At 63.3% G+C, this 25702-nt stretch carries 29 protein-coding genes; 23 read left to right on the forward strand and 6 right to left on the reverse strand.

Going from position 1 to position 25702, the window contains the following annotated elements:
- The first annotated feature begins 234 nt into the window (after nt 1-234).
- The 3 genes from dapA to NKH35_RS17550 all read left to right on the forward strand — a co-directional run bounded on the left by dapA (nt 235) and on the right by NKH35_RS17550 (nt 2411).
- Entirely contained in the window at nt 235-1116 is an 882-nt protein-coding gene (dapA, locus tag NKH35_RS17540) for a 4-hydroxy-tetrahydrodipicolinate synthase (protein ID WP_023687279.1), read from the forward strand.
- Between the two features lie 25 nt (nt 1117-1141).
- Nucleotides 1142-1621, forward strand: a complete 480-nt coding sequence (gene smpB, locus NKH35_RS17545) for an SsrA-binding protein SmpB (RefSeq protein WP_023687280.1) — start codon at nt 1142-1144, stop codon at nt 1619-1621.
- 82 nt (nt 1622-1703) lie between these two features.
- Nucleotides 1704-2411, forward strand: a complete 708-nt coding sequence (locus NKH35_RS17550; RefSeq protein WP_352915555.1) for a glycoside hydrolase family 25 protein — start codon at nt 1704-1706, stop codon at nt 2409-2411.
- Nucleotides 2412-2467: 56 nt separating this feature from the next.
- Here the strand turns inward: NKH35_RS17550 and NKH35_RS17555 are convergent, their stop codons facing one another.
- The 3 genes from NKH35_RS17555 to NKH35_RS17565 form a co-directional block, all read right to left on the reverse strand.
- Nucleotides 2468-2602 carry a helix-turn-helix domain-containing protein gene (locus NKH35_RS17555; protein ID WP_156935552.1) on the reverse strand — a complete coding sequence of 45 codons (135 nt, stop codon included), beginning with the start codon at nt 2600-2602 and terminating at the stop codon, nt 2468-2470.
- Nucleotides 2603-2684: 82 nt separating this feature from the next.
- The gene (locus NKH35_RS17560) at nt 2685-3350 is read right to left on the reverse strand and encodes a uracil-DNA glycosylase (protein WP_352915558.1); all 666 of its coding nucleotides are present in this window, start codon (nt 3348-3350) and stop codon (nt 2685-2687) included.
- Nucleotides 3347-3928, reverse strand: a complete 582-nt coding sequence (locus NKH35_RS17565) for a LabA-like NYN domain-containing protein (protein ID WP_023670234.1) — start codon at nt 3926-3928, stop codon at nt 3347-3349. Before NKH35_RS17565 ends, NKH35_RS17560 begins: the two co-directional genes overlap by 4 nt.
- A gap of 330 nt (nt 3929-4258) precedes the next feature.
- On the opposite strand from NKH35_RS17565, the gene rpoZ reads away from it, so the two are divergent.
- From rpoZ to recO, 11 genes are all read left to right on the forward strand, one after another.
- Nucleotides 4259-4660, forward strand: coding sequence for a DNA-directed RNA polymerase subunit omega (gene rpoZ / locus NKH35_RS17570; RefSeq protein WP_023670235.1), 402 nt, complete (start codon nt 4259-4261; stop codon nt 4658-4660).
- A 127-nt stretch (nt 4661-4787) separates the two neighbouring features.
- The gene (locus NKH35_RS17575; protein ID WP_023670236.1) at nt 4788-7019 is read left to right on the forward strand and encodes a RelA/SpoT family protein; all 2232 of its coding nucleotides are present in this window, start codon (nt 4788-4790) and stop codon (nt 7017-7019) included.
- 94 nt (nt 7020-7113) lie between these two features.
- Complete coding sequence (gene pyrE / locus NKH35_RS17580; protein WP_023687283.1) at nt 7114-7692, forward strand: orotate phosphoribosyltransferase; 579 nt, start codon at nt 7114-7116, stop codon at nt 7690-7692.
- An 11-nt stretch (nt 7693-7703) separates the two neighbouring features.
- Nucleotides 7704-8084 (forward strand): VOC family protein, encoded by a 381-nt coding sequence (locus tag NKH35_RS17585; RefSeq protein ID WP_352915561.1) that lies wholly within the window; start codon nt 7704-7706, stop codon nt 8082-8084.
- 264 nt (nt 8085-8348) lie between these two features.
- On the forward strand, nt 8349-8933 hold the full coding sequence (locus tag NKH35_RS17590; RefSeq protein ID WP_023670239.1) for a DUF2062 domain-containing protein: 585 nt from the start codon (nt 8349-8351) through the stop codon (nt 8931-8933).
- On the forward strand, nt 8930-9343 hold the full coding sequence (acpS, locus tag NKH35_RS17595; protein WP_023670240.1) for a holo-ACP synthase: 414 nt from the start codon (nt 8930-8932) through the stop codon (nt 9341-9343). Before NKH35_RS17590 ends, acpS begins: the two co-directional genes overlap by 4 nt.
- A 90-nt stretch (nt 9344-9433) precedes the next feature.
- Nucleotides 9434-10183, forward strand: coding sequence for a signal peptidase I (lepB, locus tag NKH35_RS17600; protein WP_023670241.1), 750 nt, complete (start codon nt 9434-9436; stop codon nt 10181-10183).
- Entirely contained in the window at nt 10183-10899 is a 717-nt protein-coding gene (gene rnc, locus NKH35_RS17605; RefSeq protein ID WP_023684493.1) for a ribonuclease III, read from the forward strand. The genes lepB and rnc overlap by 1 nt, the downstream gene beginning before the upstream one ends.
- Nucleotides 10896-11822, forward strand: a complete 927-nt coding sequence (gene era / locus NKH35_RS17610) for a GTPase Era (RefSeq protein ID WP_023670243.1) — start codon at nt 10896-10898, stop codon at nt 11820-11822. Before rnc ends, era begins: the two co-directional genes overlap by 4 nt.
- A gap of 44 nt (nt 11823-11866) precedes the next feature.
- Nucleotides 11867-12760, forward strand: coding sequence for an aminoglycoside phosphotransferase family protein (locus NKH35_RS17615; protein ID WP_352915564.1), 894 nt, complete (start codon nt 11867-11869; stop codon nt 12758-12760).
- A gap of 102 nt (nt 12761-12862) precedes the next feature.
- Nucleotides 12863-13654, forward strand: coding sequence for a DNA repair protein RecO (gene recO, locus NKH35_RS17620; protein WP_352915567.1), 792 nt, complete (start codon nt 12863-12865; stop codon nt 13652-13654).
- Nucleotides 13655-13755: 101 nt separating this feature from the next.
- On the opposite strand, the gene NKH35_RS17625 is transcribed toward recO, so the two are convergent.
- Complete coding sequence (locus NKH35_RS17625) at nt 13756-14220, reverse strand: NUDIX hydrolase (protein WP_023670246.1); 465 nt, start codon at nt 14218-14220, stop codon at nt 13756-13758.
- A gap of 247 nt (nt 14221-14467) precedes the next feature.
- Between NKH35_RS17625 and NKH35_RS17630 the strand changes: the two genes are divergently transcribed.
- From NKH35_RS17630 to NKH35_RS17665, 8 genes are all read left to right on the forward strand, one after another.
- On the forward strand, nt 14468-17242 hold the full coding sequence (locus NKH35_RS17630) for a DUF2339 domain-containing protein (RefSeq protein WP_352915569.1): 2775 nt from the start codon (nt 14468-14470) through the stop codon (nt 17240-17242).
- Between the two features lie 47 nt (nt 17243-17289).
- Nucleotides 17290-17532 carry a type II toxin-antitoxin system VapB family antitoxin gene (locus NKH35_RS17635; RefSeq protein ID WP_023687289.1) on the forward strand — a complete coding sequence of 81 codons (243 nt, stop codon included), beginning with the start codon at nt 17290-17292 and terminating at the stop codon, nt 17530-17532.
- On the forward strand, nt 17532-17948 hold the full coding sequence (locus tag NKH35_RS17640; RefSeq protein WP_023692861.1) for a type II toxin-antitoxin system VapC family toxin: 417 nt from the start codon (nt 17532-17534) through the stop codon (nt 17946-17948). Before NKH35_RS17635 ends, NKH35_RS17640 begins: the two co-directional genes overlap by 1 nt.
- Nucleotides 17949-18110: 162 nt before the next feature.
- Entirely contained in the window at nt 18111-18629 is a 519-nt protein-coding gene (locus NKH35_RS17645; protein WP_023670250.1) for an RNA polymerase sigma factor, read from the forward strand.
- Complete coding sequence (locus NKH35_RS17650) at nt 18626-19417, forward strand: anti-sigma factor family protein (protein ID WP_023709777.1); 792 nt, start codon at nt 18626-18628, stop codon at nt 19415-19417. The genes NKH35_RS17645 and NKH35_RS17650 overlap by 4 nt, the downstream gene beginning before the upstream one ends.
- A gap of 159 nt (nt 19418-19576) precedes the next feature.
- Nucleotides 19577-20674 carry a peptidase C39 family protein gene (locus tag NKH35_RS17655; RefSeq protein WP_023692865.1) on the forward strand — a complete coding sequence of 366 codons (1098 nt, stop codon included), beginning with the start codon at nt 19577-19579 and terminating at the stop codon, nt 20672-20674.
- 5 nt (nt 20675-20679) lie between these two features.
- Nucleotides 20680-22143, forward strand: coding sequence for a RimK family ATP-grasp domain-containing protein (locus NKH35_RS17660; RefSeq protein ID WP_023692866.1), 1464 nt, complete (start codon nt 20680-20682; stop codon nt 22141-22143).
- A gap of 38 nt (nt 22144-22181) precedes the next feature.
- Complete coding sequence (locus tag NKH35_RS17665; protein ID WP_352915573.1) at nt 22182-22454, forward strand: DUF3303 domain-containing protein; 273 nt, start codon at nt 22182-22184, stop codon at nt 22452-22454.
- A 13-nt stretch (nt 22455-22467) separates the two neighbouring features.
- On the opposite strand, the gene NKH35_RS17670 is transcribed toward NKH35_RS17665, so the two are convergent.
- Nucleotides 22468-23367 (reverse strand): LysR substrate-binding domain-containing protein, encoded by a 900-nt coding sequence (locus NKH35_RS17670; RefSeq protein WP_352915576.1) that lies wholly within the window; start codon nt 23365-23367, stop codon nt 22468-22470.
- A gap of 87 nt (nt 23368-23454) precedes the next feature.
- Here NKH35_RS17670 and NKH35_RS17675 point away from each other — a divergent pair, with 87 nt between their 5' ends.
- On the forward strand, nt 23455-24372 hold the full coding sequence (locus NKH35_RS17675; protein ID WP_352915579.1) for a fatty acid desaturase family protein: 918 nt from the start codon (nt 23455-23457) through the stop codon (nt 24370-24372).
- Nucleotides 24373-24384: 12 nt separating this feature from the next.
- Here the strand turns inward: NKH35_RS17675 and NKH35_RS17680 are convergent, their stop codons facing one another.
- Nucleotides 24385-25551: an amidohydrolase gene (locus tag NKH35_RS17680; protein ID WP_023687295.1), complete on the reverse strand. Its 1167-nt coding sequence runs from the start codon at nt 25549-25551 to the stop codon at nt 24385-24387.
- Between the last annotated feature and the right edge of the window lie 151 nt (nt 25552-25702).

The raw sequence follows: 25702 nt of genomic DNA on the forward strand, positions 1-25702 counted from the left end.
AGGTGCCCGAGAGCCTAGACTTAGGTCGTGAAGAGCCCGTAAACAAAGGGTTATCGAGGCCCTTCGAATTGCGCTTGCTGGCACCATCGGCATGCTTGCCGCGCAACAGTGTCGAGACTATGGTGCGCGGCTTCGCTTTCGGCTAGAAGGCGCCCGATGCAGTCGCCCAAAAGTGGGAACCGGTTTTGGGACGACGACATGCATAAACAAACAAGTTCCAAGGAGTTGGACGACATGCTGAGAGGCTCGCTTACTGCGCTCGTGACACCGTTCGAAAAGAGCGGGCGTTTCGACGAGAAAGCCTTTCGCGCCTTCGTCGAATGGCAACTTGGCGAGGGCACGACGGGCCTCGTCCCGGTCGGCACCACCGGCGAGTCGCCGACGCTGTCGCATGACGAGCATCGCCATGTCGTCAAGGTCTGCATCGAGGTGGCCAAGGGCCGCGCTCCGGTCGTCGCCGGCGCCGGCTCAAACAACACCGCTGAAGCGGTCGGTCTGGTGCAATATGCCGAGCAGGCGGGCGCCGACGCCGCTCTGGTGGTCACGCCTTATTACAACAAGCCAACACAGCGCGGCTTGTACGAGCATTTCGCCGCCGTCGCCAGGGCGACCAAGCTGCCGATCATCATCTACAACATCCCGCCGCGCTCGGTGATCGACATGATGCCGGAGACGATGGGCAGGCTGGCGCACGACTTCAAGAACATCGTCGGCGTCAAGGATGCCACCGGCAAGGTCGAGCGCGTGTCCGAACAGCGCGCCACCTGCGGCAAGGATTTCATCCAGCTTTCAGGGGAGGATGCCTCGGCGCTCGGCTTCAACGCCCATGGCGGCGTCGGCTGCATCTCGGTGACGTCGAATGTCGCGCCGCGGCTGTGCGCCGAATTCCAGGAAGCCACATTGTCCGGTGACAGCGCCAAGGCGCTGGAATTGCAGGACCGTCTGCTGCCGCTGCACAAGGCGATCTTCCTCGAGCCCGGCCTGTGCGGCGTCAAATACGCGCTGTCGAAAATTGGCAAGGTCGAGAACGTGGTGCGCTCGCCGCTGGTGACCATCGAGGCGTCGACCGCCGAGAAGATCGATGCGGCGATGAAACACGCCGGCTTGATAAATTAAGGATGAGGCGCCACCTCTCCGCATCATGAACCAGGTCAGAAAAGCCGATCCCAACAACAAGACCGTTGCGGAAAACCGCAAGGCGCGGTTTTCCTATGAGGTGCTCGACACGGTCGAGGCCGGCCTTGTGCTGACCGGCACCGAGGTCAAGTCGTTGCGCCAGGGTCAGGCCAACATCCAGGACAGCTACGCCTCGGTCGAGGGCGGCGAGATCTGGCTGATCAACTCCTATCTGCCGGAATATCTGCAGGCCAACCGCTTCAACCACGAGCCCAGGCGGCGCCGCAAGCTGCTGCTCAACAAGCGCGAGATGGCAAAACTGGCGCAGAGCATCGACCGCGAAGGCATGACGCTGGTGCCGCTCAAAATCTACTTCAACGACCAGGGCCGTGCCAAGCTGCTGCTCGCCGTCGGCCGCGGCAAGAAACTGCACGACAAGCGCGAGAGCGAAAAGCAGCGCGACTGGTCGCGCGAAAAGGGCCGGCTCATGAAGGAACGCGGCTAGAATCTCAGGCAGCCCCAGAAAAGCCAGACATCGGCTTTCAAGTTTCGAACAGCTGCAACAGCAAAACACGACGGGGGAAGGCTTGAAGAACCGGATCATCCTCTGGGGTGCGGCCAGTCTGGTCTTCGCCGGCATCGTCGTCGCAGGCGGCATCTTCTATTTCCGGACCTTCTCGCCGGATCGTGACAGCTATCCGGTCAGGGGTATCGACGTTTCCCATCATCAGGGTGAGATCGACTGGCGGCGCGTTGCCGCCGACGATGTCGCCTTCGCGGTCATCAAGGCGACCGAGGGCGGCGACCATGTCGACGATGCCTTCGCCAAAAACCTGCGCGAGGCGCGCGCGGCCGGCCTCGCTGTCGGCGCCTATCACTTCTTCACCTTCTGCCGGCCGGGCGCCGACCAGGCGAAAAATTTCATCGCGGTGGTGCCGCACGACCAGCCGCTGCTGCCGCCGGTCGTCGACATCGAATTCGGCGGCAACTGCCCGCAACGCCCGTCGCCGGAGCAGCTGAGCGCGGAACTCCAGGCCTTCCTCGGACCGGTTGAAGCTGCGTTCGGCAAGCCGGCGATCATCTACCTGACCGACGAGGCCGAGGACGCCTATGCCGGGAAAATCGACGTTCGCCCGCTCTGGCGTCGCTCGTTGCTCCTGGAGCCAGGTCGCAACGACTGGATCTACTGGCAGTACCACAATATGGGCCGCGTCGACGGCATCGTCGGCGATGTCGATCTGAATGTGCTGAAGGGCGGGCAGGAGAAGCTGGCTGAGTTGTTTGCCGCGCCTTGACCTGGCGTGCTCGACCGGCGCGAGATTGGAACCAAACATCGCGGCGCTGATCGGCCCTACCCAGCGTTCCGGCCAGTCTGCGCGCTAACGAAGGTCAGGTTCAGACCGAGCGCTTCCGGGATTTTCATGATTGTCGCAAATTCCGGGTTCCCGTCGCCGCTCAAGGCTTTGGAGAGCGCCTGTCTCGTCATGCCTGCCTCTCGGCAAGCTTAGTCATGTTCTGCGCCCGGGCAAGGCCAGGGGCAAGATCGTGCTGGCGGGGTTCTGAAGGCGTTAATTGCGCAGGAACTCAGCGATGTCGCTGAAAACCTTGACGAACATCGTCTCCGTCAAGACACCGGTGTTGGTGTTGTAGCGCGAGCAATGATAGCTGGAAAACAGCGTGACGCCGCCGGCCGGCAACCGACCGCCGTGCTTGAACGGATAGGCAGCGACGCGCTGACCGAGCGCCCTGACGGTCGACTGGTGGGCGATCGAGCCCAGCGCCAGCACGGCGCGCAATTTTGGAAAGCGCGCGATCGTCGGCACCAGAAAGCTGCGGCAAGTGGATATCTCGGCGCCGACCGGCTTGTTCTCCGGCGGCACGCAGCGCACCGCATTGGTGATCGCGGTGCCGATCAGTTCGAGCCCGTCATCCGGCCGCGCCTTGAACTCGCCGCGGGCAAGACCGTGAGCGATCATCGTTGAGTAGAGCAGGTCGCCGGCATAGTCGCCGGTGAACGGTCGCCCGGTGCGGTTGGCGCCGCGCAGGCCGGGCGCCAGCCCGACGATCAGCAGCTCGACGGCGTCCTCGCCATCAGGCGGCAGGAAAGTCGGCACCGGCGCATTGAACCACGACGGCTCGCGCTGCCGCCAGTCTGCGATGAAATCATGCAGGCGCGGGCAGAGCGGGCAGTCGCGGTCGGGTTCGGGAGCGGCGTCCAAGGCCGCCGCCGTCAATAGTCTTCCTCTTCGACTTCGGCCGGCTCGGGCCTGCGCACCGGCCGTTCGGAGGGATCGCGGCCGACCTCGTTCTTCAGCGAGGTCAAATCGATGAAATGGTCGGCCTGGCGGCGCAGATCGTCCGAGATCATCGGTGGTTGCGAGGCCATGGTGGAGACGATCGAGACCTTGCGGCCGCGCCGCTGCAGCGCTTCGACCAGTGTGCGGAAGTCGCCGTCGCCGGAGAAGATGACATAGTGGTCGACAACATCGGCAAGTTCGAGCGCATCGACGGTCAGTTCGATGTCCATATTGCCCTTGATCTTGCGGCGGCCGGTCGAGTCGGTGAATTCCTTGGCCGGCTTGGTCACCACCTTGAAGCCATTGTAGTCGAGCCAGTCGATCAAAGGGCGGATCGAAGAGTATTCCTGATCCTCGACCAGAGCGGTGTAGTAATAGGCGCGCAGCAAATAGCCGCGCTTCTGGAAGCTGGACAGCAGTTTGCGGTAGTCTATGTCGAAGCCGAGTGCGCGCGAGGTGGCGTAGAGATTGGCGCCGTCTATGAAAAGAGCGATTTTTTCACGGGGGTCGAACATGGCAATATTCCTTTTTCGAAATAGGTGGCGGACTAATCGAAATGGGTCGTTATATCGGTCGGCTCGTAAATAAACCGGCTGACCTTTCGTCAACCGAGATAGCGCCAGTTTTACGGCAATCCAAGGGTGCCGGGGCGCACTGCAAGCAATTGTGATCGGAGCCGTGTCGTCGCCGGTAGGCGGGCTTTGCCGGCAAGGCATTCACCGGCGCCAGAGACTGGCATTCGCCAGCCCATGGGGCCACGGCGCCATAATGCTTGTATTTTGGCGGCGTTCGGGTTATGGACCGCGCCTGTTTTCCATCAAATCCAGGCATGAAAGGGGCAATCAATGGCCCGCGTAACCGTTGAAGACTGCATCGACAAGGTCGACAACCGCTTCGAGCTCGTGCTGCTCGCCGGCCACCGTGCCCGCCAGATCAGCCAGGGCGCGCCGATCACCGTGCCCCGCGACAACGACAAGAACCCGGTCGTAGCGCTGCGCGAGATCGCCGACGAGACGCTGTCGCCCGACGACCTCAAGGAAGATCTGATCCACTCGCTGCAGAAGCACGTCGAGGTCGACGAGCCCGAGGCCGACGGCGAGGCGATCGCCGACCAGACCGGCAACGCAGTTGCAGCTACCGATGCCGACGACGCCGAAGAAAACGTCACCTTCGATCGCATGACCGAGGAAGACCTTTTGGCCGGCATCGAGGGCCTGGTTCCCCCGGAAAAGAGCGACGACTACTAATCGCTGCCCTGGACCTGCCGGGAATATGGTTCCGGCACTTCCGTCCCGTGAGTTTCGTGGCTATCTATGAGATGCGCCGTACATCAGTGCGGCGCATCAATCATTTCAGCACCGTGAGAACCCGCCCATGATGCGTCAGTATGAGCTTGTCGAGCGCGTCGCGCGCTACAAGCCTGACGTCAACGAGGCGCTGCTCAACAAGGCCTATGTCTACGCCATGCAGAAGCATGGCCACCAGAAGCGCGCTTCCGGCGATCCCTATTTCTCGCATCCGCTCGAAGTCGCCGCCATCCTCACCGAAATGCACATGGACGAGGCGACGATCGCCGTCGCCTTGCTGCATGACACGATCGAGGACACCACCGCGACGCGGGCCGAGATCGACGATCTGTTCGGCCCCGAAATGGGCAAGCTGGTCGAAGGCCTGACCAAGCTGAAGAAGCTCGATCTCGTCTCCAAGAAGGCCGAGCAGGCGGAAAACCTGCGCAAGCTGTTGCTGGCCATCTCGGAGGATGTCCGCGTTCTGCTGGTCAAGCTCGCCGACCGTCTGCACAACATGCGCACCCTCGACCACATGCCCGAGGCCAAGCGCCTGCGCATCGCCGAGGAGACGATGGACATCTATGCGCCGCTCGCCGGGCGCATGGGCATGCAAGGCATGCGTGAGGAGCTGGAAGAGATCGCCTTCCGCTTCATCAATCCGGAAGCCTATCGCGCCGTCACCGCGCGGCTTGCCGAGATATTCGAGCGCAACAAGGGCGTGCTGACCGACATCGAAAAGGCGCTGTCGGCGCTGTTCGAAAAGCATGCCATCAACGCCGGCGTGAAGAGCCGGCAGAAGAAGCCGTGGTCGGTGTTCCGCAAGATGGAGGCCAAGGCGCTGTCCTTCGAGCAGCTCTCAGACATCTTCGGCTTCCGCGTCGTCGTCGACAGCGTCGAAGACTGTTACCGCGCGCTCGGCGCCATCCACACCACATGGTCGATGGTGCCTGGCCGCTTCAAGGATTACATCTCGACGCCCAAGCAGAACGACTACCGTTCGATCCACACCACCATTGTCGGCCCCTCGCGCCAGCGCGTCGAACTGCAGATCCGTACCCGCGAGATGAACAAGATCGCCGAATATGGCGTCGCCGCCCATTCGATCTACAAGGACACCGGCGGCAAGACGAACGGCGCCGCCCATGCGATCTCGAAGGAGACCAACGCCTATGCCTGGCTGCGGCGCACCATCGAGCAACTGGCAGAAGGCGACAACCCGGAAGACTTCCTCGAAAATACCAAGCTGGAGCTGTTCCAGGACCAGGTGTTCTGCTTCACGCCGAAAGGCATGCTGATCGCTCTGCCGCGCGGCGCCACCCCCATCGACTTCGCCTATGCCGTGCACACCGACGTCGGCGATACCTGCGTCGGCGCCAAGGTCAACGGCCGCATCATGCCGCTAATGACCGAACTGAAAAACGGCGACGAGGTCGAGATCATCCGCTCCAAGGCGCAAGTGCCGCCAGCGGCTTGGGAGTCGGTGGTGGTCACCGGCAAGGCGCGTTCAGCCATCCGCCGCGCCACCAAGAACGCCATTCGCAAGCAATATTCAGGTCTTGGTGCCCGCATTCTCGAGCGCGCCTTCGAGCGCGCCGGCAAGACCTTCACCAAGGAAAGCCTGAAGCCGGTGCTGCACCGGCTGGCGCGCAAGGACATCGAAGATGTGCTGGCCTCGGTCGGGCGCGGCGAACTTGCCTCGACCGACGTCATGAAGGCGGTCTTCCCAGACTACAAGGACGAGCGCGTCACCGTCAGCGCCCCTAAGCAGCGCGAGGAGGGCTGGTCGAAGATCCGCAACGCCGCCGGCATGCTGTTCCAGATGCCCGGCACCCGAGCCGCGCGCAAGGACAAAGACCAGCCGCGCGATGGCGCGGTGCCGATCCGCGGCGTGCGCGGCGACCTGCCGGTGCGTTTCGCGCCGGAAGGGGCCGTGCCTGGCGACCGCATCGTCGGCATCGTCCAGCCGGGCACCGGCATCACCATCTATCCCATCCAGTCGCCGGCGCTGCAGGCCTTCGACGACCAGCCGGAGCGCTGGATCGACGTGCGCTGGGACATTGACGAGCAGACCAAGGAGCGCTTTCCGGCGCGCGTCTCGGTTACCGCCATCAACGCGCCGGGCTCGCTCGCCGACATCGCCCAGGTCGTTGCCTCCAACGACGCCAACATTCATACGCTGTCGATGGTGCGCACCGCGCCCGACTTCACCGAAATGCTGATCGATCTCGAAGTCTGGGATCTGAAGCACCTCAACCGGCTGCTGTCGCAGCTCAAGGATAATTCGAGCGTCAGCGATGCGCGGCGTGTGAATGGGTGAATAGTGAATAGTGAATAGTGAATAGTGAAAGAAGGCGCTCTCACTACCATTCACCATTCACCATTCACCATTCACCATGGACATGGGGCGAGTTATGAATACCGACGAAGTTCTGGGCATTTTCCGCGAGGCGGGCGCTGTTCTGGAGGGACATTTCATCCTGACGTCGGGTCTGCGCAGCCCGGTCTTCCTGCAGAAGGCGCGCGTCTTCATGCATGCCGACAAGACCGAGCGGCTTTGCAAGGCGCTGGCCGAAAAGATCCGCAAGGCGGTGCCGGGCAAGATCGACTACGTCGTCGGCCCGGCGATCGGCGGCCTGATCCCGGCCTATGAGACGTCGCGCCATCTCGGTGTGCCAGCAATCTGGGTGGAGCGCGAAGGCGGCGAGTTCAGGCTGCGCCGCTTCGAGATCGCGCCGGGATCGCGCGTCGTCATCGTGGAGGACATCGTCACCACTGGTCTCTCGATCCGCGAAACCATCGACTGCCTGCGCGCGATTGGCGCCGAGGTGGTGGCGGCGGCCTGCATCATCGACCGCTCGGCCGGCAAGACCAATGTCGGCGTGCCGCTGATCGCGCTTGCCGAATACGAGGTCCCGGCTTATCCCGCCGACCGCCTGCCGCCGGAACTTGCCGCCATTCCCGCCGTTAAGCCAGGAAGCCGCAACATCTAGGGGACATCACCATGATCGCCGGCATCGATCATTTCGTGCTGACGGTCCGCTCTGTGGAGGACAGCTGCGCCTTCTACCAGCGGGTGCTTGGCCTCAAGCGCCTCGACGAGCCGAACCGGCCGACGGCGTTGCTGTTCGGATCGCAGAAGATCAATCTGCATCAGGTGGGCCGCACCTTTGAGCCCAAGGCCAAGGTGCCGATGCCTGGCTCCGGCGATTTCTGCCTGGTCGCCGCAAGGCCGCTTGCCGAGATTTGCGCCCGTCTGGAAGCCAATGGCGTTGCCATCGAAGTCGGTCCGGTCGAGCGCATCGGCGCCCGCGGTAAGATGATGTCGGTCTATTTCCGCGATCCGGACAGCAATTTGGTCGAAGTCAGCGAATATCGGGAATAATCTATCCGCCTCGGCGTCGTCTCGCGCGGGCCTTGCCGTCGTCGGGGAGCTTTCATCGATATTGTCCTCAGTTTCGCCCCAATGGGGCTCTTGTTACCCGCCTGCGGCAGACCATCGCGGCGGCGTTTCATTGTTCCGCCGCAAGGCAGTCGCTATATCAAAGTCGGTGTTGCCTTTCTGCGCCCTCGAAGCGCAAGATGGAGCGACCGCGCCCGGCCAGGGATGGTTGCAATTTGGGCGTGATGAACCGGGAACTGGAACAGAGTGCTTTTTCGACGCCGAAAGCCTGATGGCATTCTGGAGCGGGTGCGTACCTATCTGTGGCCGCGCCGCTCGTTTTCGCGCTCGTTGCAATATTTCTCCAAGCGCATCCTGCGGCTGAAGGCGACACCGCATGCAGTGGCGGCCGGCGTCGCGGCCGGCGTTTTCGCCTCCTTCTTTCCGCTCGGCTTCCATTTCGCCGTCGCCGCCGTGCTCTGCTGGGTGGTCGCCGGCAATCTGGTGGCCGCCGCCCTCGGCGCGGTATTCTTCGGCAATCCGCTGACTTTCCCGCTGCTGTGGGGAGCGTCCTGGGAAGTCGGCAAGCTGATCCTGCATGAACGCCTGCCCAAGAACGGACCGCCTGCGCATCTTGGTGAGATGATGCACACGCTGTCGTTTGCAAAGCTGTGGCACCCGGTGCTCGAGCCGATGCTGATCGGCGCTGTGCCGCTCGGCCTGATCTTCGGGCTGATCTTCTACGGCATTACCCGCTGGGGGATGACAGCCTTTCGCGAGCAGCGCAGGAAGCGCATGGCAGAGCGGGCGCATAAGGCCGGGCACCGCGGACGGGAAGTTCCGGCGGAATGATCATCGGCATCGGCAGCGACCTGATCGACATCAGACGCATCGAAAAGTCGCTGGAACGGCATGGTCAGCGCTTCATCCAGCGCATCTACACCGAGGTCGAACAGGTCCGCTCGGAAGGCCGCAAGGGCCGCGCCGCCTCCTATGCCAAGCGCTTCGCCGCCAAGGAGGCCTGCGCCAAGGCGCTTGGCACCGGCCTGGCGCAGGGCGTGTTCTGGCGCGACATGGGGGTCGCCAACCTGCCCAGCGGCGCGCCGACGATGGCGCTGACCGGGGGAGCGGCGGCACGGCTGGCCAAAATCCTGCCACAGGGGCACAGAGCGGCGATCCACCTCACAATCACCGATGATTTCCCGCTTGCTCAAGCCTTTGTGATCATCGAGGCGTTGCCCGCCGAACAAGCGCCACATTGATTGCATCAGACGACCGCTATCTAACGCCGACTTGACGTTGCCCAGCGCGCGCCGAGACTCTATACCATCCAACGCACAATCGAGGACGACATGAGCGTGGCTGAAAAATCCGAGAAGAAATCCGGCGGGCTTGGCGAAATCGTCAGCGTCATCATCCAGGCTTTGCTGCTGGCCATGGTCATCCGCACCTTGCTGTTCCAGCCCTTCTCGATTCCGTCCGGCTCTATGCGGCCGACCTTGCTCGAAGGCGACTATCTGTTCGTCACCAAATGGTCCTACGGCTTCTCGCGCTATTCGCTGCCATTCGGCCCCGACATCTTTTCCGGCCGCATCTGGGGTTCCGATCCGAAGCGCGGCGACGTGGTGGTCTTCAAGTTCCCGCCGGATCCGTCGCTCGACTACATCAAGCGCGTCGTCGGCCTGCCCGGCGACAAGATCCAGATGAAGGACGGCCAATTGTTCATCAACGGCCAGGGCGTGCCTCGTGTGAAAACCGGCCAGATCCAAAATCCTGATATCACGGAAGTGCCTGAGCCGGTCGACGTCTATCGCGAGACCCTGCCCAACGGCGTCAGCTACGACACGCTCGACCTGACACCGAATTCGATCACCGACAACACCCGCGAGTTCGTCGTGCCCCCCGGCAACTATTTCATGATGGGCGACAACCGCGACAACTCCTCCGACAGCCGCCTCAGCGTCGGCTACGTGCCGGCGGAGAACCTTGTCGGCCGCGCCAACATCGTCTTCTTCTCGATCGCCGGGAAGGCGAGCCCGCTCGAGATCTGGAAATGGCCGTCGCTGGTGCGCCTGTCGCGCCTGTTCCATTTCGTGAATTGATGGCTTTGAAGCGCCCGACGGGTGAAACTCTGGCCGATTTGGTGACAGCCAAAACCGGCCATTCCTTCCGGGACGTCCGTTTGCTCGAGACCGCGCTGACCCATTCCAGCGCGGTCAAGGCAAGCAGCAACAACCAGCGCCTCGAATTCCTTGGCGACCGCGTGCTCGGCCTGATCGTTGCCGACCTGCTTTTTGAAAAGTTTCCTGAGGCGCCGGAAGGTGAAATCGCCCCGCGCTTCAATGCCCTGGTCGATGCGCGGACATGCTCCGAGATCGGCATTGAAATGCAGCTCGAAGATCTGGTTCGGGCCGACGCTGCCTTGAAGGCGCGCTCGCGTGGCTCGGGCGGAAACTATCTGGCGGATGCAGTCGAAGCGCTGATCGCGGCGGTCTATATCGATGGCGGCCTCGATGCGGCAAGGCAATTCGTCCTGCGTTACTGGGAGCCGCGCTCGCAAAAGGTGGTGGCCAAGCCGCCCAATCCGAAATCCGACCTGCAGGAATGGATCGCCAAGACCAGCGATGTCAGGCCCGAATACGCGATCGAGAAACGAGAAGGACCTGAACATCAACCGGTTTTCACGGTGTCCGTGAAGGTCGGCGGTTTTGCGCCGGCAAGCGGCACGGGCGGCTCTCGCCGCGCAGCCGAAGAAGCGGCGGCATCGGCGTTTCTTACGCGCGAAGGCATCTGGGCCAACCAAGGGAGTGCGGCATGACCGGCAGCGAAGATCTCCCTCCGGCAGCGGAGGCCACGCATTCCGGCTTCGTTGCCCTGATTGGGGCGCCCAATGCCGGCAAGTCGACGCTGGTCAACCAACTGGTCGGCGCCAAGGTGTCGATCGTCACCCACAAGGTACAGACCACCCGCGCCATCGTGCGCGGCATCGCCACGCATGACAACGCGCAGATCGTCTTTGTCGATACGCCCGGCATCTTCAAGCCGAAGCGCCGGCTCGACACCGCGATGGTGACCACAGCCTGGGGTGGCGCCAAGGACGCCGATATCGTGCTGCTGCTGATCGATGCCGAGCGCGGCATCAGGGGTGACGCCGACGCCATCCTCGAGCGGCTGAAGGACGTCCGCCAGCCGATGGTGCTGATCCTCAACAAGGTCGACCGGGTCAAGCACGAGGCGCTGCTGGCCCTGGCTGCGGCAGCAAACGAAAAGGTGCCGTTCAAGCGCACCTTCATGGTCTCGGCGCTGACCGGCTCCGGCTGCAAGGATTTGCTCGACTATCTCGCGCAAGCGCTGCCGGTCGGCCCCTGGTACTATCCGGAAGACCAGATCTCGGACCTGCCGATGCGCCAACTGGCCGCCGAGATCACCCGCGAGAAGCTGTATCTGCGGCTGCATCAGGAGTTGCCCTATTCCTCGCACATCGAGACCGAGAAATGGGAAGAGAAACCGGACGGCTCGGTGCGCATCGACCAGACCATCTATGTCGAGCGCGACAGCCAGAAGAAGATCGTGCTCGGCCACAAGGGCGAGACCATCCGCGCCATCGGCCAGTCGGCGCGCATGGAGATAGCCGGCATTCTCGAGCAGAAAGTGCACCTGTTCTTGTTCGTCAAAGTGCGTGAAAACTGGGGCGACGACCCCGAGCGCTACCGTGAGATGGGGCTTGAGTTTCCCCATTGAGCTTCATCGTCTAGAAGTGCCGCCCGGCAGTTTGAGACGATGACATGCCTGATCCAAAACCGACCATCGATACCGATCTCGTGCGCCGGCTGGTCAACGCGCAGTTTCCGAAATGGCGGCATCTGCCGGTGAGCCCGGTGACGTTTGGCGGTTGGGACAACCGAACCTTCCACCTCGGCAATGATATGACTCTGCGGCTGCCGAGTGCCGCACCATATGCCTTGCAGGTCGAAAAAGAGCACCGCTGGCTGCCCAGGCTGGCGCCGCTTCTGCCGCTGCCGATCCCGGTTCCACTGACGATGGGCGAGCCCGGGGAGGGCTACCCCTGGCATTGGTCCGTCTACCGCTGGATCGACGGCGAAACAGCCAAGACCGCCGAAATCGCCGATCGCCCACAGTTCGCGGTCGATCTGGCCAAGTTCCTCATTGCGCTCCGGCGGATCGATCCGGCGGGCGGGCCGCCCGCGGGCCAGCACAATTTCTTCCGCGGCGGATCGCCGAGTGTGTATGACAACCAGACAAGGGAAGCACTCCAGGCGCTGGAGGGGCAGATCGACACCCAGGCGGCCACCGCTGTCTGGGATGCGGCCCTTGCCGCCACCTGGCAAGGGTCGCCCGTCTGGTTTCACGGCGACGTCGCCTGGGGCAACCTTCTGGTCCAAAACGGCCGTTTGAGCGCCATCATCGACTTCGGCACCTCAGGCATCGGCGATCCCTCTTGCGACCTGGCGATCGCCTGGACGTTCTTCCAGGGCGAGAGCCGGGAGGCGTTCCGCGCCGCCATCGACGTCGATGAAGCGACCTGGGCGCGCGGCCGCGGCTGGACGCTGTGGAAGGCGCTGATCACGGTTGCCGGACACGACGCCAACCAAGCCGAAGCCGAGCGATCGCGCCGCGTCATCGACGACGTCCTGGCCGATCACCGGGAATTCGCGTGATCAGAGCCTTTCGACGATGTGTGGGGATCCAATGTCAGCACAGATCGCACGCGGCGCGCCAAAATCTTGATTTAGCCACGCAACCGGTGACAAGCTCCTGCCATGGAATGGCGCGACGAGGGAATCATACTCGGCACCCGCAAGCATGGCGAAACCAGCGCCATTCTCGAGGTAATGACGCGTGCGCATGGCCGCCATCTCGGCCTGGTGCGCGGCGGGCGCTCGCGCAAGCAGCAGCCGGTGCTGCAGCCCGGCAACCGCGTCGACCTTTTGTGGCGGGCACGCCTCGACGAGCATCTCGGCACCTTCCAGGCCGAGGCGATCGAGATGAATGCCGCCCGATTGATGGACAGCGCAGTCGCCGTCTACGGCCTGCAGACCATGGTCGCGCATCTCAGGCTCCTGCCGGAGCGCGACGCCCATGGCGGCCTGTATGAGACGCTTGCCGTGATGATCGCCCATCTGGACGATTCGGATGCCGCCGGCGAACTGGTGGCGCGCTTCGAACTGCTCATCCTCGACGAACTCGGCTTCGGCCTCGATCTCAGCCAGTGCGCGGCGACCGGCGCCAGGCAGGATCTGGCCTATGTCTCGCCGAAATCCGGCCGCGCGGTTTCGCGCCAGGCCGGCGCGCCATGGCGCGACAAGATGCTGGCGCTGCCGGCCTTCCTGCGGCGCGGCTCCGGCTTGCGGGCGGACCACGCGGCACTCGAGGACGCCTTCCATCTGACCGGTTTCTTTTTCACCCGCCATGTCTACGAGCCGCGCGGCATCGAACAGCCCGATGCCCGTGCCGGCTTCCTCGCCGCCTTGCGCAAGCATCATTCGGGCGGCAAGGCCGCCCTTACGGCAGACGCTGCACCAGAAGGGGGAGGGAGACTCGGTGGGTGCTGACCTCCGCAAACCGTCCAGGTTCACACCAAAAGCTGCATGCGGCAGCATTCCCTCCCCCTTGTGGGGAGGGTTAGGGTGGGGGTACTCGTAGGGCAAGAGCCTCAGCCGGCTTTGCGATGCTCCATGAAATCATCGAGGATGGCGCGCTGACCGCCGAGGATCTTGAGGCTGGCCTCGGCGAAGGAAAACCAGCCGGCCCTGTCGATTTCGGGAAATTCCCTCGTCACGCCTGACCTGGGCGGCCATTCCATCGTGAACATGTTGCTTTTAACGGCATCGGGATCGAAATCGGCTTCGACACTCCAGGCGATGACGATCTTGCCGCCGGCTTGCCGATAGCTGCCGACAGGTTCGAAATCGCCATCGATGCTGACTCCGAGTTCTTCCCCAGCCTCGCGCCGGGCGGCGGCCAACTCATCTTCATTGTCCTCGACGAGGCCCTTGGGGATCGACCAAGCGCCTTCATCCTTCCTTGCCCAGAACGGGCCGCCGGGATGGACGAGCAGAAATTCGAGAATGCCGGCCCTTGTCCGGTGGATCAGCAGCCCTGCACTTCGTTTCGGCATTCGATTTCCTCGTAGTTCATCCGAGGATAGCATGGCTCCTGGGCAAGTGGCGGCGGCATGCCATTCCTGGCTATCTCAGATGATGGGTGAGGATAAAGACCGTAGGCCGCTGGAATTTGCCGACGAAACATGCTCGATAACTTCTTTTCGGCCACCATTGCGGTGGCGTGACTTGAATAGCCGTCTGGGGTGGCCGTGTGGCCGCCGCAATTGTCAGTGAAAACTGGCCTGGTTTGGGGGAACCGCCATGTTTGAAAGCCTGATTGGCGCCGTCGTCGTTATCGTGCTTTTTGTCCTCGTCTTGCGCCAGCAGGGCCGCGTCAGTCTGATCGAGCGCGAGCTCGGAGCGCTGCGCAGCCTGGTTCTGTCCGGAGTGCATGCGACACCGCCCGTTGCCAAACCGGCCGAGCAGGCTGCAAGCGCACCGGCGGATGCCGCTCACGCTAGCGCACCAGTTGCCGACATAGCTTCGCCAACAACAGCAGACGCGGCACATGCCCAGGCACCGGCCGCCGAAGCCGATGCGGCCACCAGCGAGGCCGTGCCAGAACTGTCGGCCGCGGCCAAGGCGGCATTCACCGGATCCGCGCCTGCCGCCACGGCGAAGGCAGCCCGCCAGTCAGAGGTCGAAACGGCGCTCGGCACCCGTTGGGCGGTCTGGGTCGGCGGCGTCGCGCTGGCCCTGGGCGGCCTGTTCCTGATCCGCTACACCATCGAGGCCGGCATTTTCGGCCCTGAAGTGCGGCTGTCCCTGGCGGCGCTGCTCGGCCTGATGCTGATCGGCGGCGGCGAGTTCATCCGCCGCACCGGCTTCAAGGTGCCGGTGCAAGGGGCTGCAGGCGCCTATATTCCGGCGATCCTGACGGCTGCCGGCGCCTTCATCCTGTTCGGTACGGTCTATGCCGCGCATGCCATTTACGGTTTCGTCGGGCCGGCCTTCGCCTTCACCGTGCTCGGCGCCATCGGCGTGGCGACCATTGTCGCCGCCCTCGTCCACGGCCAGGCCCTGGCCGGCATCGGTCTCGTCGGCTCGATGGCGACGCCGGCGCTTGTGTCCTCGCAGGCGCCCAACCCATGGGCGCTGTTCGTCTACCTGGCGATCGTGCTTGCCGCTACAGCCGTGATCGCCCGCATTCGCGACTGGAAATTCCTGATTGCGGCGGCCTTCTTCGGCACCGGCGCCTGGACCATCGTCTACATGATGAGCACGCTAGTCGCCGACCTTGGCGTCATCCTGTTCATCGACGCGGTGACGCTGGCGGTGCTTGCCTTTGTCTGGCTGGGCACACGTGACAGCGAAGCGGAGACGGCGAAGACCGGCTTCGACTGGCCCTCGATCGTGCCAGGCGTTTTCGTTGCGTTTTCAGCGCTAGGCCTGTCCGTCGACACGACGCTGGTCGCCGCCGGTGGCGCCTTGCCGGGCGCCTTCGTCCTCGTCGCCCTTGTCGCCACCGCACTCTACCGGCCGCGCGCGCTGCCGCTGCTGCATGCCGCCGGCGTGGTGAGCGTGATGATCCATCTCGGCATCATTCCGCCCACCACCATCGGCTCCGACATAACCCAGGGGAATATCGGCTTTGACGGCATGCCGGTGGCGGCCGGAAATCCGTTGACGCTGCGCATCGGCATTGGCCTCGGCCTGGTCTTCATCGGCGCCGGCTTCTGGGCCGCACGCCGCTTCGCCGCCTCAGCACGGGTCCGCGCGGCATGCTGGGCGGCATGGGGCGTCGCTGCGCCGCTGCTTATTCTGCTGACGCTGTGGCTTGCCTACGGCAATCTCGACCGCGACCTTGTCTACGCAGCGATAGCTGCCCTTCTGGTTGTTGTCTTCGCTGCCGGTGGCGAATGGATCGCGCGCGCCGAACAGCCGCCGCTCAAGGGCGACATCGCCGTCTCCTTCGCGCTTTGCGGCTCGGCTCTGGCCGGTCTGCTGATGCTGCACATGGCCTTCGGATCCGGCTGGACGACCATTCTTGCCGGCGTTGCCGCCATCGTGCCGGCGCTGGCGACGCGGTGGCGCAGCTATCCGGTGCTTGGCTGGATTTCGGTCGGCGCGGTCGTTGCCGTGCTCGGCCGCGTCGCCTTCGATCCGACCATCGTCGGCGCCGAGTTCCTGACGACGACGCGGGTGTTCAACTGGCTGCTGCCGGGATACGGCGTACCGGCGCTGGCCTTCGGCTTTGCCGCCTGGCAACTCGCGCGTACCACCCCCGCACTACCAACAACTGGCAATGGCCGGCCGCGCCTTGCGATGGAGGCGGGTGCAGCCCTGTTTGCGCTGCTCACCGTCGCCATGCTGGTGCGCCACGCCATGCATGGCGGCGTCATCGACACCGGCCCGGTGACGCTCGCCGAACAGGCGATCTATACGCTGATCGCCATCGGTGCCGGCGCGATACTGGTGGCCATCGACATGCGCTCGCCAAGCTCTGTGCTGCGCTACGGCTCGATGGCCGCCGGCGTGCTCTCGGTCGCCTTCATCGTCCTCCAGCATTTCCTGGTGCTCAATCCGCTGTTCACCGACGAATCGACCGGCCAGATCTCGGTGTTCAACCTCTTGTTCCTGGCTTACCTGTTGCCGGCCATAGCCGCCGGCGGGCTGGCGCTCTATGCCAGGGACAAGCGGCCGCCATGGTATGCGCAGATGCTGGCGGTAGTGGCGGCATTGCTTGTCTTCGCCTACGCCACACTGTCGGTCAGGCGCGTGTTCAAGGGCGAGTTCATCGGCCTGTGGAGCGGCCTCGGGCAGCTTGAGACCTACACCTATTCGGCGCTCTGGCTGATCATCGGCGTCGTGCTGCTGACCGCCGGCGTCTGGCTGAAGTCGCAGGTGCTGCGCATTGCCTCGGCGGCGCTGATCGCGATCGCCGTGGTAAAAGTCTTCCTGTTCGACATGTCGGAACTGGAAGGCGTGCTCAGGGCGCTGTCCTTCATCGGTCTTGGCGCCGTGCTGATCGGCATAGGCTTGTTCTACCAGCGGCTGCTGACGCGGGCGGCGAGGGAGGCCAACGCTGCAACTTGAAGTGATATACGAGGTGGAATATATGAATATCCAACGGAGGATATTCGATGCCGCTCTATATCCGCGACGACGAAGTGGATGCGCTGGCCAGCAGATTGCAACGCGAGACGAACGCTCCGAGCAAAACGGAGGCGGTGCGGGTCGCGCTCGTGCACGAACTTGAGCGCAATCGGGCGAAGGTGCCGCTGCGCGATCGGATCGCCAGTCTTCAGGACAGGGCCAGGAAGCTTGGCCTGCCCAATCCCGATTTCGATATGAAGAAGTTCACCGACGAGCTGTGGGAAGACTGATGTTTGTCGACGCGTCGGTGATCGTCGCCATTCTCAACCAGGAACCTGGGTGGGAGGAATTGCTGAAGCAGCTATCCGGTTTTTCCGGGCAGGTCTGGGTTTCTCCGTTGGTTCACTTCGAAGCAACACAGGCATTGGCAAGGGCCGGCGCCGGCCCGCGCAGACCCAGCGCTGAAGCCCTTCTCCATGCCCGCGATCTGATCGATGAGTTCATTGTGGAGATCATGGGAGAGAGTCTGGCCATTGACGACAACATCGGCTCTCGGGCCATTGACGCGAGCGCCCGTTACGGCAAAGCCGTTGGCCACAAGGCGGATCTGAATCTCGGGGACTGTTTTGCTTACGCCTGCGCGAAAAGCCGCGATCTTCCACTGCTGTACAAAGGCCATGATTTCGCACTGACCGATTTAGGATAATTCGGCCCTTTTGTTGATTGCGGGGAATAATTTAGCCGATCAACTCGTTATCTCACTGCTTGGGTGACCGGGGCGGCAGACCGCTTCGCGCTGGCCGCTTGCGCCGCGCCGGGAAGGCGCGTTCAATCGGGTTAAACAAGGGCGACCTCAGAACCAGCGGTCATGGACGAAAAGAAGGCAGCAATCCTTGGCGAAATACCGCGCTTGCGCCGCTACGCACGCTCGCTTCTGCGCGACCGCGAATCCGCCGACGATCTCGTCCAGGATTGCCTCGAACGAGCGCTCTTGCGGCTTGAAAGCTGGCAGACAGGAGAAAGCCCCCGGAGGTGGCTGTTTACGATCATGCATCATTTGTTCATCGATCAGATGCGCAAGGTGAACCGGCGCGGTGAGGCGGCGATCCTGCCGCTTGACGCAAACGAGGCGCAGGCAGTCCCCGCCGAGCAGGCGGAGAACGCCGCCTCGCGCGAGATCATCGACGCATTGCAGGCGATCAGCCCCGACCGTCGCGCCGCTCTCGTCATGGTCGCCATCGAAGGATTCTCCTATGCCGAAGCCGCCAACATTCTCGGCGTGCCCGCCGGCACGCTGATGTCGCGCATAGCGCGCGGACGCGAGGAGCTGCGCAGCTTGCTCGATGACACGGCGCGCCGCCGCTCGATAAGGATCGTCGAGAAATGACCCGCCGCGATTTTTCCGAACGCGATATCCACATGGCTCTCGACGGCGAGCTGCCGGGCGACGAGCGCGCCGCCTACGACGCCTGGATCGACGCCAATCCCGAAATGAAGGCCAAAAGCGCCCGCTACACCGCCGACCGCACCGCGTTGCGCGCCGCCTTTGCCGGTGTGCTCGACGAGCCCGTGCCGGTGCTGTTCAAGCAGATCGTTAGCGGTGAAGGCGCGACCAAAGCGGCGGCGCGGCAGTCGCGCTGGTGGCTTGCGCCCGCGGCGGCCGCAGTGCTCGTCATCGGCGGTCTTGGCGGCTATTTTGCCGGCATCGACGGCATCGGCAGGGAAGATGGCGCCGATGACCAACTGGCCGAAGAGGCGATCGCCGCCCATGTCATCTATGCCGCCGAACAGCGCCATGCGGTGGAAGTGCCGGCAAGCGACAAGGATCACCTGCAGACCTGGCTGTCCAACCGCGTCGGCCTGAAACTGGTGGCGCCGGATCTGGTGGCGGAAGGCTTCCAGCTGGTTGGCGGCCGGCTGCTGCCCGCCGGCCAGGGCAAGGCAGCGATGCTGCTTTACGAGGACGCCAAGGGTCAGCGCATCTCCTTGTTCGTTACCGCTGATTCCTCAGCCAAGTCCAAGGGCACCTACATGGCCGAGGCCGACGGCCCCGAGGCGGTCTACTGGCTGGACAAGGGCTATGCCTGCGCCGTCGTCGGCTCGCTGCCGCGCGAGCAACTGGCTGCGGTCGCCAAGCGCGCCTACGGTCAGCTTCTGGCGGGTATCGCCAGTTAAGCGCATTCCGTTTCGGGAATGCGCCTGGGTAGAAAGTGTCACAATTCGGCCCTATTCGAAGTGCGATAGCGCTTGATGGATATCAGCGTTTCGGCTGATGTTTGCGACGTTTTTGACCGCGGCCTTTTCCTCCACCCAATCGAGGTTTTCCAAACCCGCATGCCTGCCGAGATTCGCAAGGCCCGCGCGTCCGACGTCGATGACCTCGCCGCCATCGAGAAGGCGGTCTTTTCCAGTGACCGCATTTCCCGGCGCTCCTTCCGCCTGTTGATCGAACGCGAGACAGCCGAGATGCTGGTCGCCGAAAGCGATGGCCGTGTCGCCGGCTACGCCATCGTGCTGTTTCGCAAGGGCAGCGGCGTCGCCCGGCTCTATTCGCTTGCCACCAGCCCGTTTTTCAGCGGCCGCGGCATTGGCCGCATGCTGCTTGCAGCGGCCGAAGAAGCTGCCTTCGAGCACGACCGCATGATGTTGCGCCTCGAAGTGCGCGAGGACAATCTTCGCGCCATCGGCATCTATGAGCAGAGCGGCTACCGCAAGATCGGTCGCGAGCCTCACTATTACGAGGATGGCGCCACCGCGCTGCGCTACGAAAAGACCTTGCGCGGCGATATTCCGGTCGCCACCAAAGTCCCGTTCTACCAGCAGACCTGCGAGTTCACCTGCGGTCCATGCTGCCTGATGATGGCGATGGCCAATTTCGATTCCGGCTTCGTGCCCGATCCGGTCATGGAAATCCGCCTATGGCGCGAGGCAACGACCGTGTTCATGATGTCCGGCCCGGGCGGCTGCGAGCCCTTCGGCCTTGCGGTTTCCGGCTACGAAAGCGGGCTTGCGGCGGAAATCTTCGTGTCCTTCTATGGCGCGCTGTTCTTGCAATCGGTGCGCAGCGACGACAAGCGCCGGGTGATGGAACTTGCCCAGGTGGACTTTCGCCGCCGCGCGGAACTTTACGGCATCCCGGTGAATTACCGTCCATTCACCATCGACGATATCCGCGGCGCCCTGGCTCAGGGAAAACTGGTGCTTGTGCTGATCAGCGGCTTCCTGATGTTCGGCAAGAAGGTGCCGCATTGGGTGCTGGCTATCGGCGACGATGGCGACCACATCCTGATCCACGATCCCTGGGTCGAGGACGAAAGACAGGAGACCATCCTCGATGCCGCCAACATTCCCGTGCCGCACGGCATCTTCATGAACATGGCGCAATTTGGCCGCGACGGACTGCGTGCTGCCATCACTCTTGGGAAACGCTGATAACAATGACCTGGGTCATCCTCACCGGCCGTCAGAACGATCTCGACCCGGCGGCGACGCCGCACAAGATCATCACCAACCGTGACTATCTTGCGCATCCGGCGCTGTTTCGCGGCCAGCAGCCGAAGGTCATCAACCTGTCGAACAATTACGCCTACCAGAGCCGCGGCTATTATGCCTCTCTGCTCGCCGGTTCGCGCGGCCACAAGGTCATCCCGACGGTCGAGACGATGATCGACCTGTCCGAGCGCAAGCTCTACGAGCACGCGCTGCCGGAACTGGAGCTGGCGCTCAACAAATGCCGCAAGGATCTCGGAGGCGTTTTCCCGCAAAAAATCTGCATCTTCTTCGGCATCGGACCGTCGAAGGTCTGGGACCGCTTCGCCAAGCTGTTGTTCGACTGGTTCCGCGCTCCGGCGCTTGAGGTTCACATCAAGGACAGCGCCGAATGGGCTTCGATCCGCAAGATCGGATTCCTGCCGCTGGCCAGGATGGCCGAGGAGGAAGAAGCCTTATTCGTGCAGGCGCTCGAGACGTACACCAACCGCGAGTGGCGCGACACCAAGGGCCGCACCCCGGCACGGTACACCTTCGCCACGCTGGTCGATCCGCATGAGGAACTGCCGCCGTCGGAGATTTCCTCGCTGCGTTACTGGGCCAAGATCGCCGAAAAGATGGGCGTCGAAATCGAGCCGATCACCAGGAAGGACCTGGCCAAGCTCGCCAATTACGACGCGCTGTTCATCCGCGAGACCACCTCGATCTCAAACCACACCTACCGCTTCGCGCGCCGCGCCCAGCAGGAAGGCATGCCGGTGATCGACGACCCGCTGTCGATGATCCGCTGCACCAACAAGGTCTATCTCAACGAACTGATGGCCTACAACAAGGTGCCGGTGCCGCCGACGGTGATGATAGCCGGCACCTCGGACCTCGAACTGGCGGCGCAGACGCTGGGCTTTCCGCTGGTGCTGAAGATCCCGGATTCATCGTTCTCGCGCGGCGTCAAGAAATGCGGCAACTTCGAAGAACTGAAGACGCTCGCCACCGAGTGGCTGGAGGATTCCGATCTCCTGATCGCGCAGAAATTCATCCCGACCGAATATGACTGGCGCGTCGGCGTGCTCGGTGGGCAGCCGCTGTTTGCCGTGCATTATCTGATGGCGAAAAAACACTGGCAGATCGTCAACCACAAGGCCAGCGGCAAGCCCGACCAGGGCGGCATCAAGACCTTCACGCTGAAAGAGACGCCGCCGCATGTCGTCGACACCGCGGTGAAGGCGGCGCGCTGCATCGGCGACGGGCTTTACGGCGTCGATCTCAAGGAAACCAAGGATGGCGTCTTCGTCATCGAGGTCAACGACAACCCGAACCTCGACCATGGCTGGGAGGATTCCGGCGAAAAGGACGAAGTCTGGGTGCGGCTGACGCAATGGTTCCTGGAGCGGCTGGACCGTCCCGGGCGTTAGTTTGCGGTCCCGGGCGGTAATTCAACCGAGGGGGAAAAATGCAGTTCATCGTCATCGAGGATTTCACCGGCTGCGACCGCAAGGAGATCTACCGCCGTTTCGGCGAGCGCGGCAGATTGAAGCCGGACGCGCTTGTCGTGCACCACTCCTGGATCGCGGCTGATATGAGCCGCTGCTTCCTGCTGGTCGAGGCCGATGACGTCACGCTGCTGCAGCGCTGGCTCATCGAATGGTCTGACCTGGTGGAGTTCGAGATCATTCCCGTGGCGACGAACAAGGACATGGTCGCCGCACTGGCCGGCCATCTCTGAGCAGTTCGGTCCATCAGCCGAGCACCGGCGAACCCACCGACCGCCGGCATTCCTCAATCAGCCAATTGCGAAACGCCGCCACCAGGTCGCGCCTTGCACTGCGTTCCGGGATCGTCAGGCAATAGGGCTGACGCAGCGCGATCGATAGGGCATTAGCCCGGACCAAACGGCCCAATTCCAGCGCCCCGGCGCAATAAATGCCTTGCGCCAGCGCCACGCCCAGCCCTGAAATGGCAAGGTCGAGCGCTGCCCGCGACGAGTTCGCCGACAGGCCGCGCTGCACTGTGCGGCCGGGCTCTATGCCCGCCGCCTCGAACCATGTGCGCCAAGACGGAAACGACGCGCCGGTCGGTCCCCAGTCGGTGTGAATCAGTGGCAGGCCGGCGAGGCTGTCGGTTTTGGCGGTGAGTTCTGGCGCGCAGACGGGGTAGACGGCGTCCCTGACGATCTCCTCGCTCGGGTGTTCACGATAGTGCGGGCCGAAGGACAGCCGGATGTCGATCAGTTCGCGGTCGAACGGCACCGGATCGTCATCGCCGCGCAGGGATATGTCGACGGCGCCGTGGCTGGCGACAAAGCCGGCGAGGCGTTCGGAAAGCCAGCCCATCGCCATGGACGGCGGCACCGATACGACAAGCCGCGGGCGGAAGGCATCGCTGCCACGCGCGATGCTGCCGATCTCCCGAAAAGCCAGGGTCAGCCGGGGCAGCATCTCGACGCCGGCTTCCGTCAGCACCACGCGGCGGTTGACGCGATGGAACAGTTTTCGACTCATCTGCTCCTCGACGGTGCGAATGAGCTGGCTGACCGCAGCCGCCGAGATCGAGAGCTCATCCGCCGCTGCGGCGAAACTCCCCGAGCGCGCCGCCGCCTCGAAGGCTTGAAGTCCTCTCAGGGAAGGAAGCGCGGTCATTGGGTGATCCGATAGGTAAGGTCAGCTTATCTGTGTCGCAGAAATCCTCGTCTTTCGAAAGCTTTCTTATTCGAGTAGCTTGGCGCCATGACCGTATCGGCCCAGTTTGAACCCAGAGACCATCGCGACGTCGTCGCGTCTCTGACCAATGAGCAGCGCAGCCGCCTGACCGGCAAGTCGGACGGGCCGGGTCTGGTCCAACTCGCCTTCCATCTCGGCGCGATTGTGGCTATCGGCGGGCTGATTGCGGCCAAGGTGTCGTACTGGCCGCTGTTGATGTTGCCGCAAGGCATTCTTATCGTCTTCCTGTTCACGCTGCTGCATGAGACGGTGCACAGGACGGCGTTCGAGACGCAGTGGCTCAACGATGCCGCCGCAAGGGTCTGCAGCCTGGCGATCGCGCTGCCCGCCGACTGGTTTCGCTATTTCCACTTCGCCCATCACCGTTTCACCCAGGATCCAGAGACCGATCCGGAACTCGCCTTCCCGAAACCGGAGACGATGCGGCAATACATCGTCCACGTCTCGGGCCTGCCGGTGTGGTGGGGGCATTTGCAGACACTCTACACCAACGCGATTGGCGGCTGCCACGACAGCTACGTGCCGCCGAAAGGCCTGCCCAAGGTGCGCACTGAAGCCCGCGCCATGATCGCTTTCTATGTCGTGGTCGCCGCGCTAGCCCTGTGGTTCGAGGCAAGTGTACTGCTCTATGTCTGGATCGTGCCGGCGCTGCTCGGCCAGCCCTTCCTCAGGCTCTATCTGCTGGCCGAGCATGGCCGCTGCCCGCTTGTCGCCAACATGCTGGAAAACACCCGCACCACGCTGACCAACTGGCTGGTGCGCAAAGTCGCCTGGAACATGCCGTATCACGCCGAGCACCACGCCTATCCCGGCGTGCCCTTCCATCAGCTGCCGGCCTTCCACCAGCTGATCGAGCCCCATCTCAAAGTCGTCGAACCCGGCTATGTCAGCTTCCACGAGAAATACGTCGAGACCTTGCGCTGAGGCGCTCGGCCGTCAGCGTAGCGTCTGCTCAACGAGCGTGACGAAATAGCGGAGCACGGTGGGGACGATGGCGTCGTTGAAGACATAGCGATCGCCGTGCAGCCCTTCGCCCGGTCTGACCGCTCCTGCGCCGACCCAGGCATAGCAGCCGCCGGCTTCGCGGACCATGTAGGCAAAATCCTCGCAGCCGAGGCTCGGGTTGAATGCGGTCTCGACCTGCTCGCGGCCGACAACCGCGGTTGCCGCCTGGACGGCCCGGTCAGTGGCAGCCGACGTGTTGACCAGCGGCGGGTAGCCTTTCTTGTAGGCGAGCTTGGCGGTGAGTGCATGCGCCGAGGCAATGCCTTGCGCGATGTCGCCGATCAGCCTTTCGCAATGGCCCGACAAAGTGGGCTCGAAGAAGCGGCAGGTTCCCTGCAGCCAGACCTTGCCCGGCACGATGTTGCCGACATTGCCGCCATGGATCTGGGTGATCGAAACGACCAGCGCCATTTGCGGGTCGACCGAACGGCTGACGATGCGCTGCACGGCTTGAACGAAGGCGCCGGCCGCGAGCACGGGATCGTCGCCTAGCTGCGGCATGGCGGCATGCGCGCCGGTCCCCTCAAAGTTCAGTTCGAAAGTGTCGACGGCCGCCATCATCGACCCGGCACGGGCCGCGATCTTTCCGAGCGGCAGCCCCGGCCAGTTGTGGACGGCGTAGATGGCTTCCACGGGGAAGCGCTCGAACAGTCCGTCCTCTATCATCCGCATGGCGCCGCCTTCATTTTCTTCCGCCGGCTGGAAGATGAAACAGACGGTGCCGTCGAAGGCTCTGTTGTCGGCGAGCAGCTTGGCGGCGCCGAGCAGCATCGCGATGTGCCCGTCGTGGCCGCAGGCATGCATCACGCCGTCTTTCTTCGACGCATATGGCAATCCTGTCTTCTCCAGCACGGGCAAGGCATCGAGTTCGGCGCGAAGCCCGATGGCGCGCACGCCTGGTCGTCCTCTGAGGACGCCAACCACGCCGGTGCCGCCTTTGCCTTCATGAACCTCGTCGAGCCCGAAGGTGCGCAGCTTGTCGGCGACGAAGCGCGCGGTCTCATACTCTTGGAAACCGAGTTCGGGGTTGGCGTGGATGTGATGCCGCCATTCCACCACCTGCGGGGTGAGGGCGGCGATGGGGTCGTTGTGCAGCATTGCGCTCTCCTTGCCGGCTATCGTAAATTCGGCCTTGTCGATGCCAGCACGTAAAGGATTTGCGCCGGCAGCGTCTTGAACAGGATTGACCGTGTCTGGAATTCAACAGCCTCAGGAGACGACGCAGTTCTGGCGTCATCCGCGCTTTCGC

Origin of the sequence: Mesorhizobium sp. M1143 (assembly GCF_040318435.1) — a bacterium.
Taxonomy (GTDB): domain Bacteria; phylum Pseudomonadota; class Alphaproteobacteria; order Rhizobiales; family Rhizobiaceae; genus Mesorhizobium.

Excerpts from the sequence above, each read along its gene's own strand:
- dapA (WP_023687279.1), top strand. The coding sequence starts at position 235 with ATGCTGAGAGGCTCGCTTACTGCGCTCGTGACACCGTTCGAAAAGAGC.
- smpB (WP_023687280.1), top strand. The coding sequence starts at position 1,142 with ATGAACCAGGTCAGAAAAGCCGATCCCAACAACAAGACCGTTGCGGAA.
- NKH35_RS17555 (WP_156935552.1), bottom strand. The coding sequence starts at position 2,602 with ATGACGAGACAGGCGCTCTCCAAAGCCTTGAGCGGCGACGGGAACCCG.
- NKH35_RS17565 (WP_023670234.1), bottom strand. The coding sequence starts at position 3,928 with ATGTTCGACCCCCGTGAAAAAATCGCTCTTTTCATAGACGGCGCCAAT.
- rpoZ (WP_023670235.1), top strand. The coding sequence starts at position 4,259 with ATGGCCCGCGTAACCGTTGAAGACTGCATCGACAAGGTCGACAACCGC.
- NKH35_RS17575 (WP_023670236.1), top strand. The coding sequence starts at position 4,788 with ATGATGCGTCAGTATGAGCTTGTCGAGCGCGTCGCGCGCTACAAGCCT.
- pyrE (WP_023687283.1), top strand. The coding sequence starts at position 7,114 with ATGAATACCGACGAAGTTCTGGGCATTTTCCGCGAGGCGGGCGCTGTT.
- NKH35_RS17585 (WP_352915561.1), top strand. The coding sequence starts at position 7,704 with ATGATCGCCGGCATCGATCATTTCGTGCTGACGGTCCGCTCTGTGGAG.
- acpS (WP_023670240.1), top strand. The coding sequence starts at position 8,930 with ATGATCATCGGCATCGGCAGCGACCTGATCGACATCAGACGCATCGAA.
- lepB (WP_023670241.1), top strand. The coding sequence starts at position 9,434 with ATGAGCGTGGCTGAAAAATCCGAGAAGAAATCCGGCGGGCTTGGCGAA.
- rnc (WP_023684493.1), top strand. The coding sequence starts at position 10,183 with ATGGCTTTGAAGCGCCCGACGGGTGAAACTCTGGCCGATTTGGTGACA.
- era (WP_023670243.1), top strand. The coding sequence starts at position 10,896 with ATGACCGGCAGCGAAGATCTCCCTCCGGCAGCGGAGGCCACGCATTCC.
- NKH35_RS17615 (WP_352915564.1), top strand. The coding sequence starts at position 11,867 with ATGCCTGATCCAAAACCGACCATCGATACCGATCTCGTGCGCCGGCTG.
- recO (WP_352915567.1), top strand. The coding sequence starts at position 12,863 with ATGGAATGGCGCGACGAGGGAATCATACTCGGCACCCGCAAGCATGGC.
- NKH35_RS17625 (WP_023670246.1), bottom strand. The coding sequence starts at position 14,220 with ATGCCGAAACGAAGTGCAGGGCTGCTGATCCACCGGACAAGGGCCGGC.
- NKH35_RS17630 (WP_352915569.1), top strand. The coding sequence starts at position 14,468 with ATGTTTGAAAGCCTGATTGGCGCCGTCGTCGTTATCGTGCTTTTTGTC.
- NKH35_RS17635 (WP_023687289.1), top strand. The coding sequence starts at position 17,290 with ATGCCGCTCTATATCCGCGACGACGAAGTGGATGCGCTGGCCAGCAGA.
- NKH35_RS17640 (WP_023692861.1), top strand. The coding sequence starts at position 17,532 with ATGTTTGTCGACGCGTCGGTGATCGTCGCCATTCTCAACCAGGAACCT.
- NKH35_RS17645 (WP_023670250.1), top strand. The coding sequence starts at position 18,111 with ATGGACGAAAAGAAGGCAGCAATCCTTGGCGAAATACCGCGCTTGCGC.
- NKH35_RS17650 (WP_023709777.1), top strand. The coding sequence starts at position 18,626 with ATGACCCGCCGCGATTTTTCCGAACGCGATATCCACATGGCTCTCGAC.
- NKH35_RS17655 (WP_023692865.1), top strand. The coding sequence starts at position 19,577 with ATGCCTGCCGAGATTCGCAAGGCCCGCGCGTCCGACGTCGATGACCTC.
- NKH35_RS17660 (WP_023692866.1), top strand. The coding sequence starts at position 20,680 with ATGACCTGGGTCATCCTCACCGGCCGTCAGAACGATCTCGACCCGGCG.
- NKH35_RS17665 (WP_352915573.1), top strand. The coding sequence starts at position 22,182 with ATGCAGTTCATCGTCATCGAGGATTTCACCGGCTGCGACCGCAAGGAG.
- NKH35_RS17670 (WP_352915576.1), bottom strand. The coding sequence starts at position 23,367 with ATGACCGCGCTTCCTTCCCTGAGAGGACTTCAAGCCTTCGAGGCGGCG.
- NKH35_RS17675 (WP_352915579.1), top strand. The coding sequence starts at position 23,455 with ATGACCGTATCGGCCCAGTTTGAACCCAGAGACCATCGCGACGTCGTC.
- NKH35_RS17680 (WP_023687295.1), bottom strand. The coding sequence starts at position 25,551 with ATGCTGCACAACGACCCCATCGCCGCCCTCACCCCGCAGGTGGTGGAA.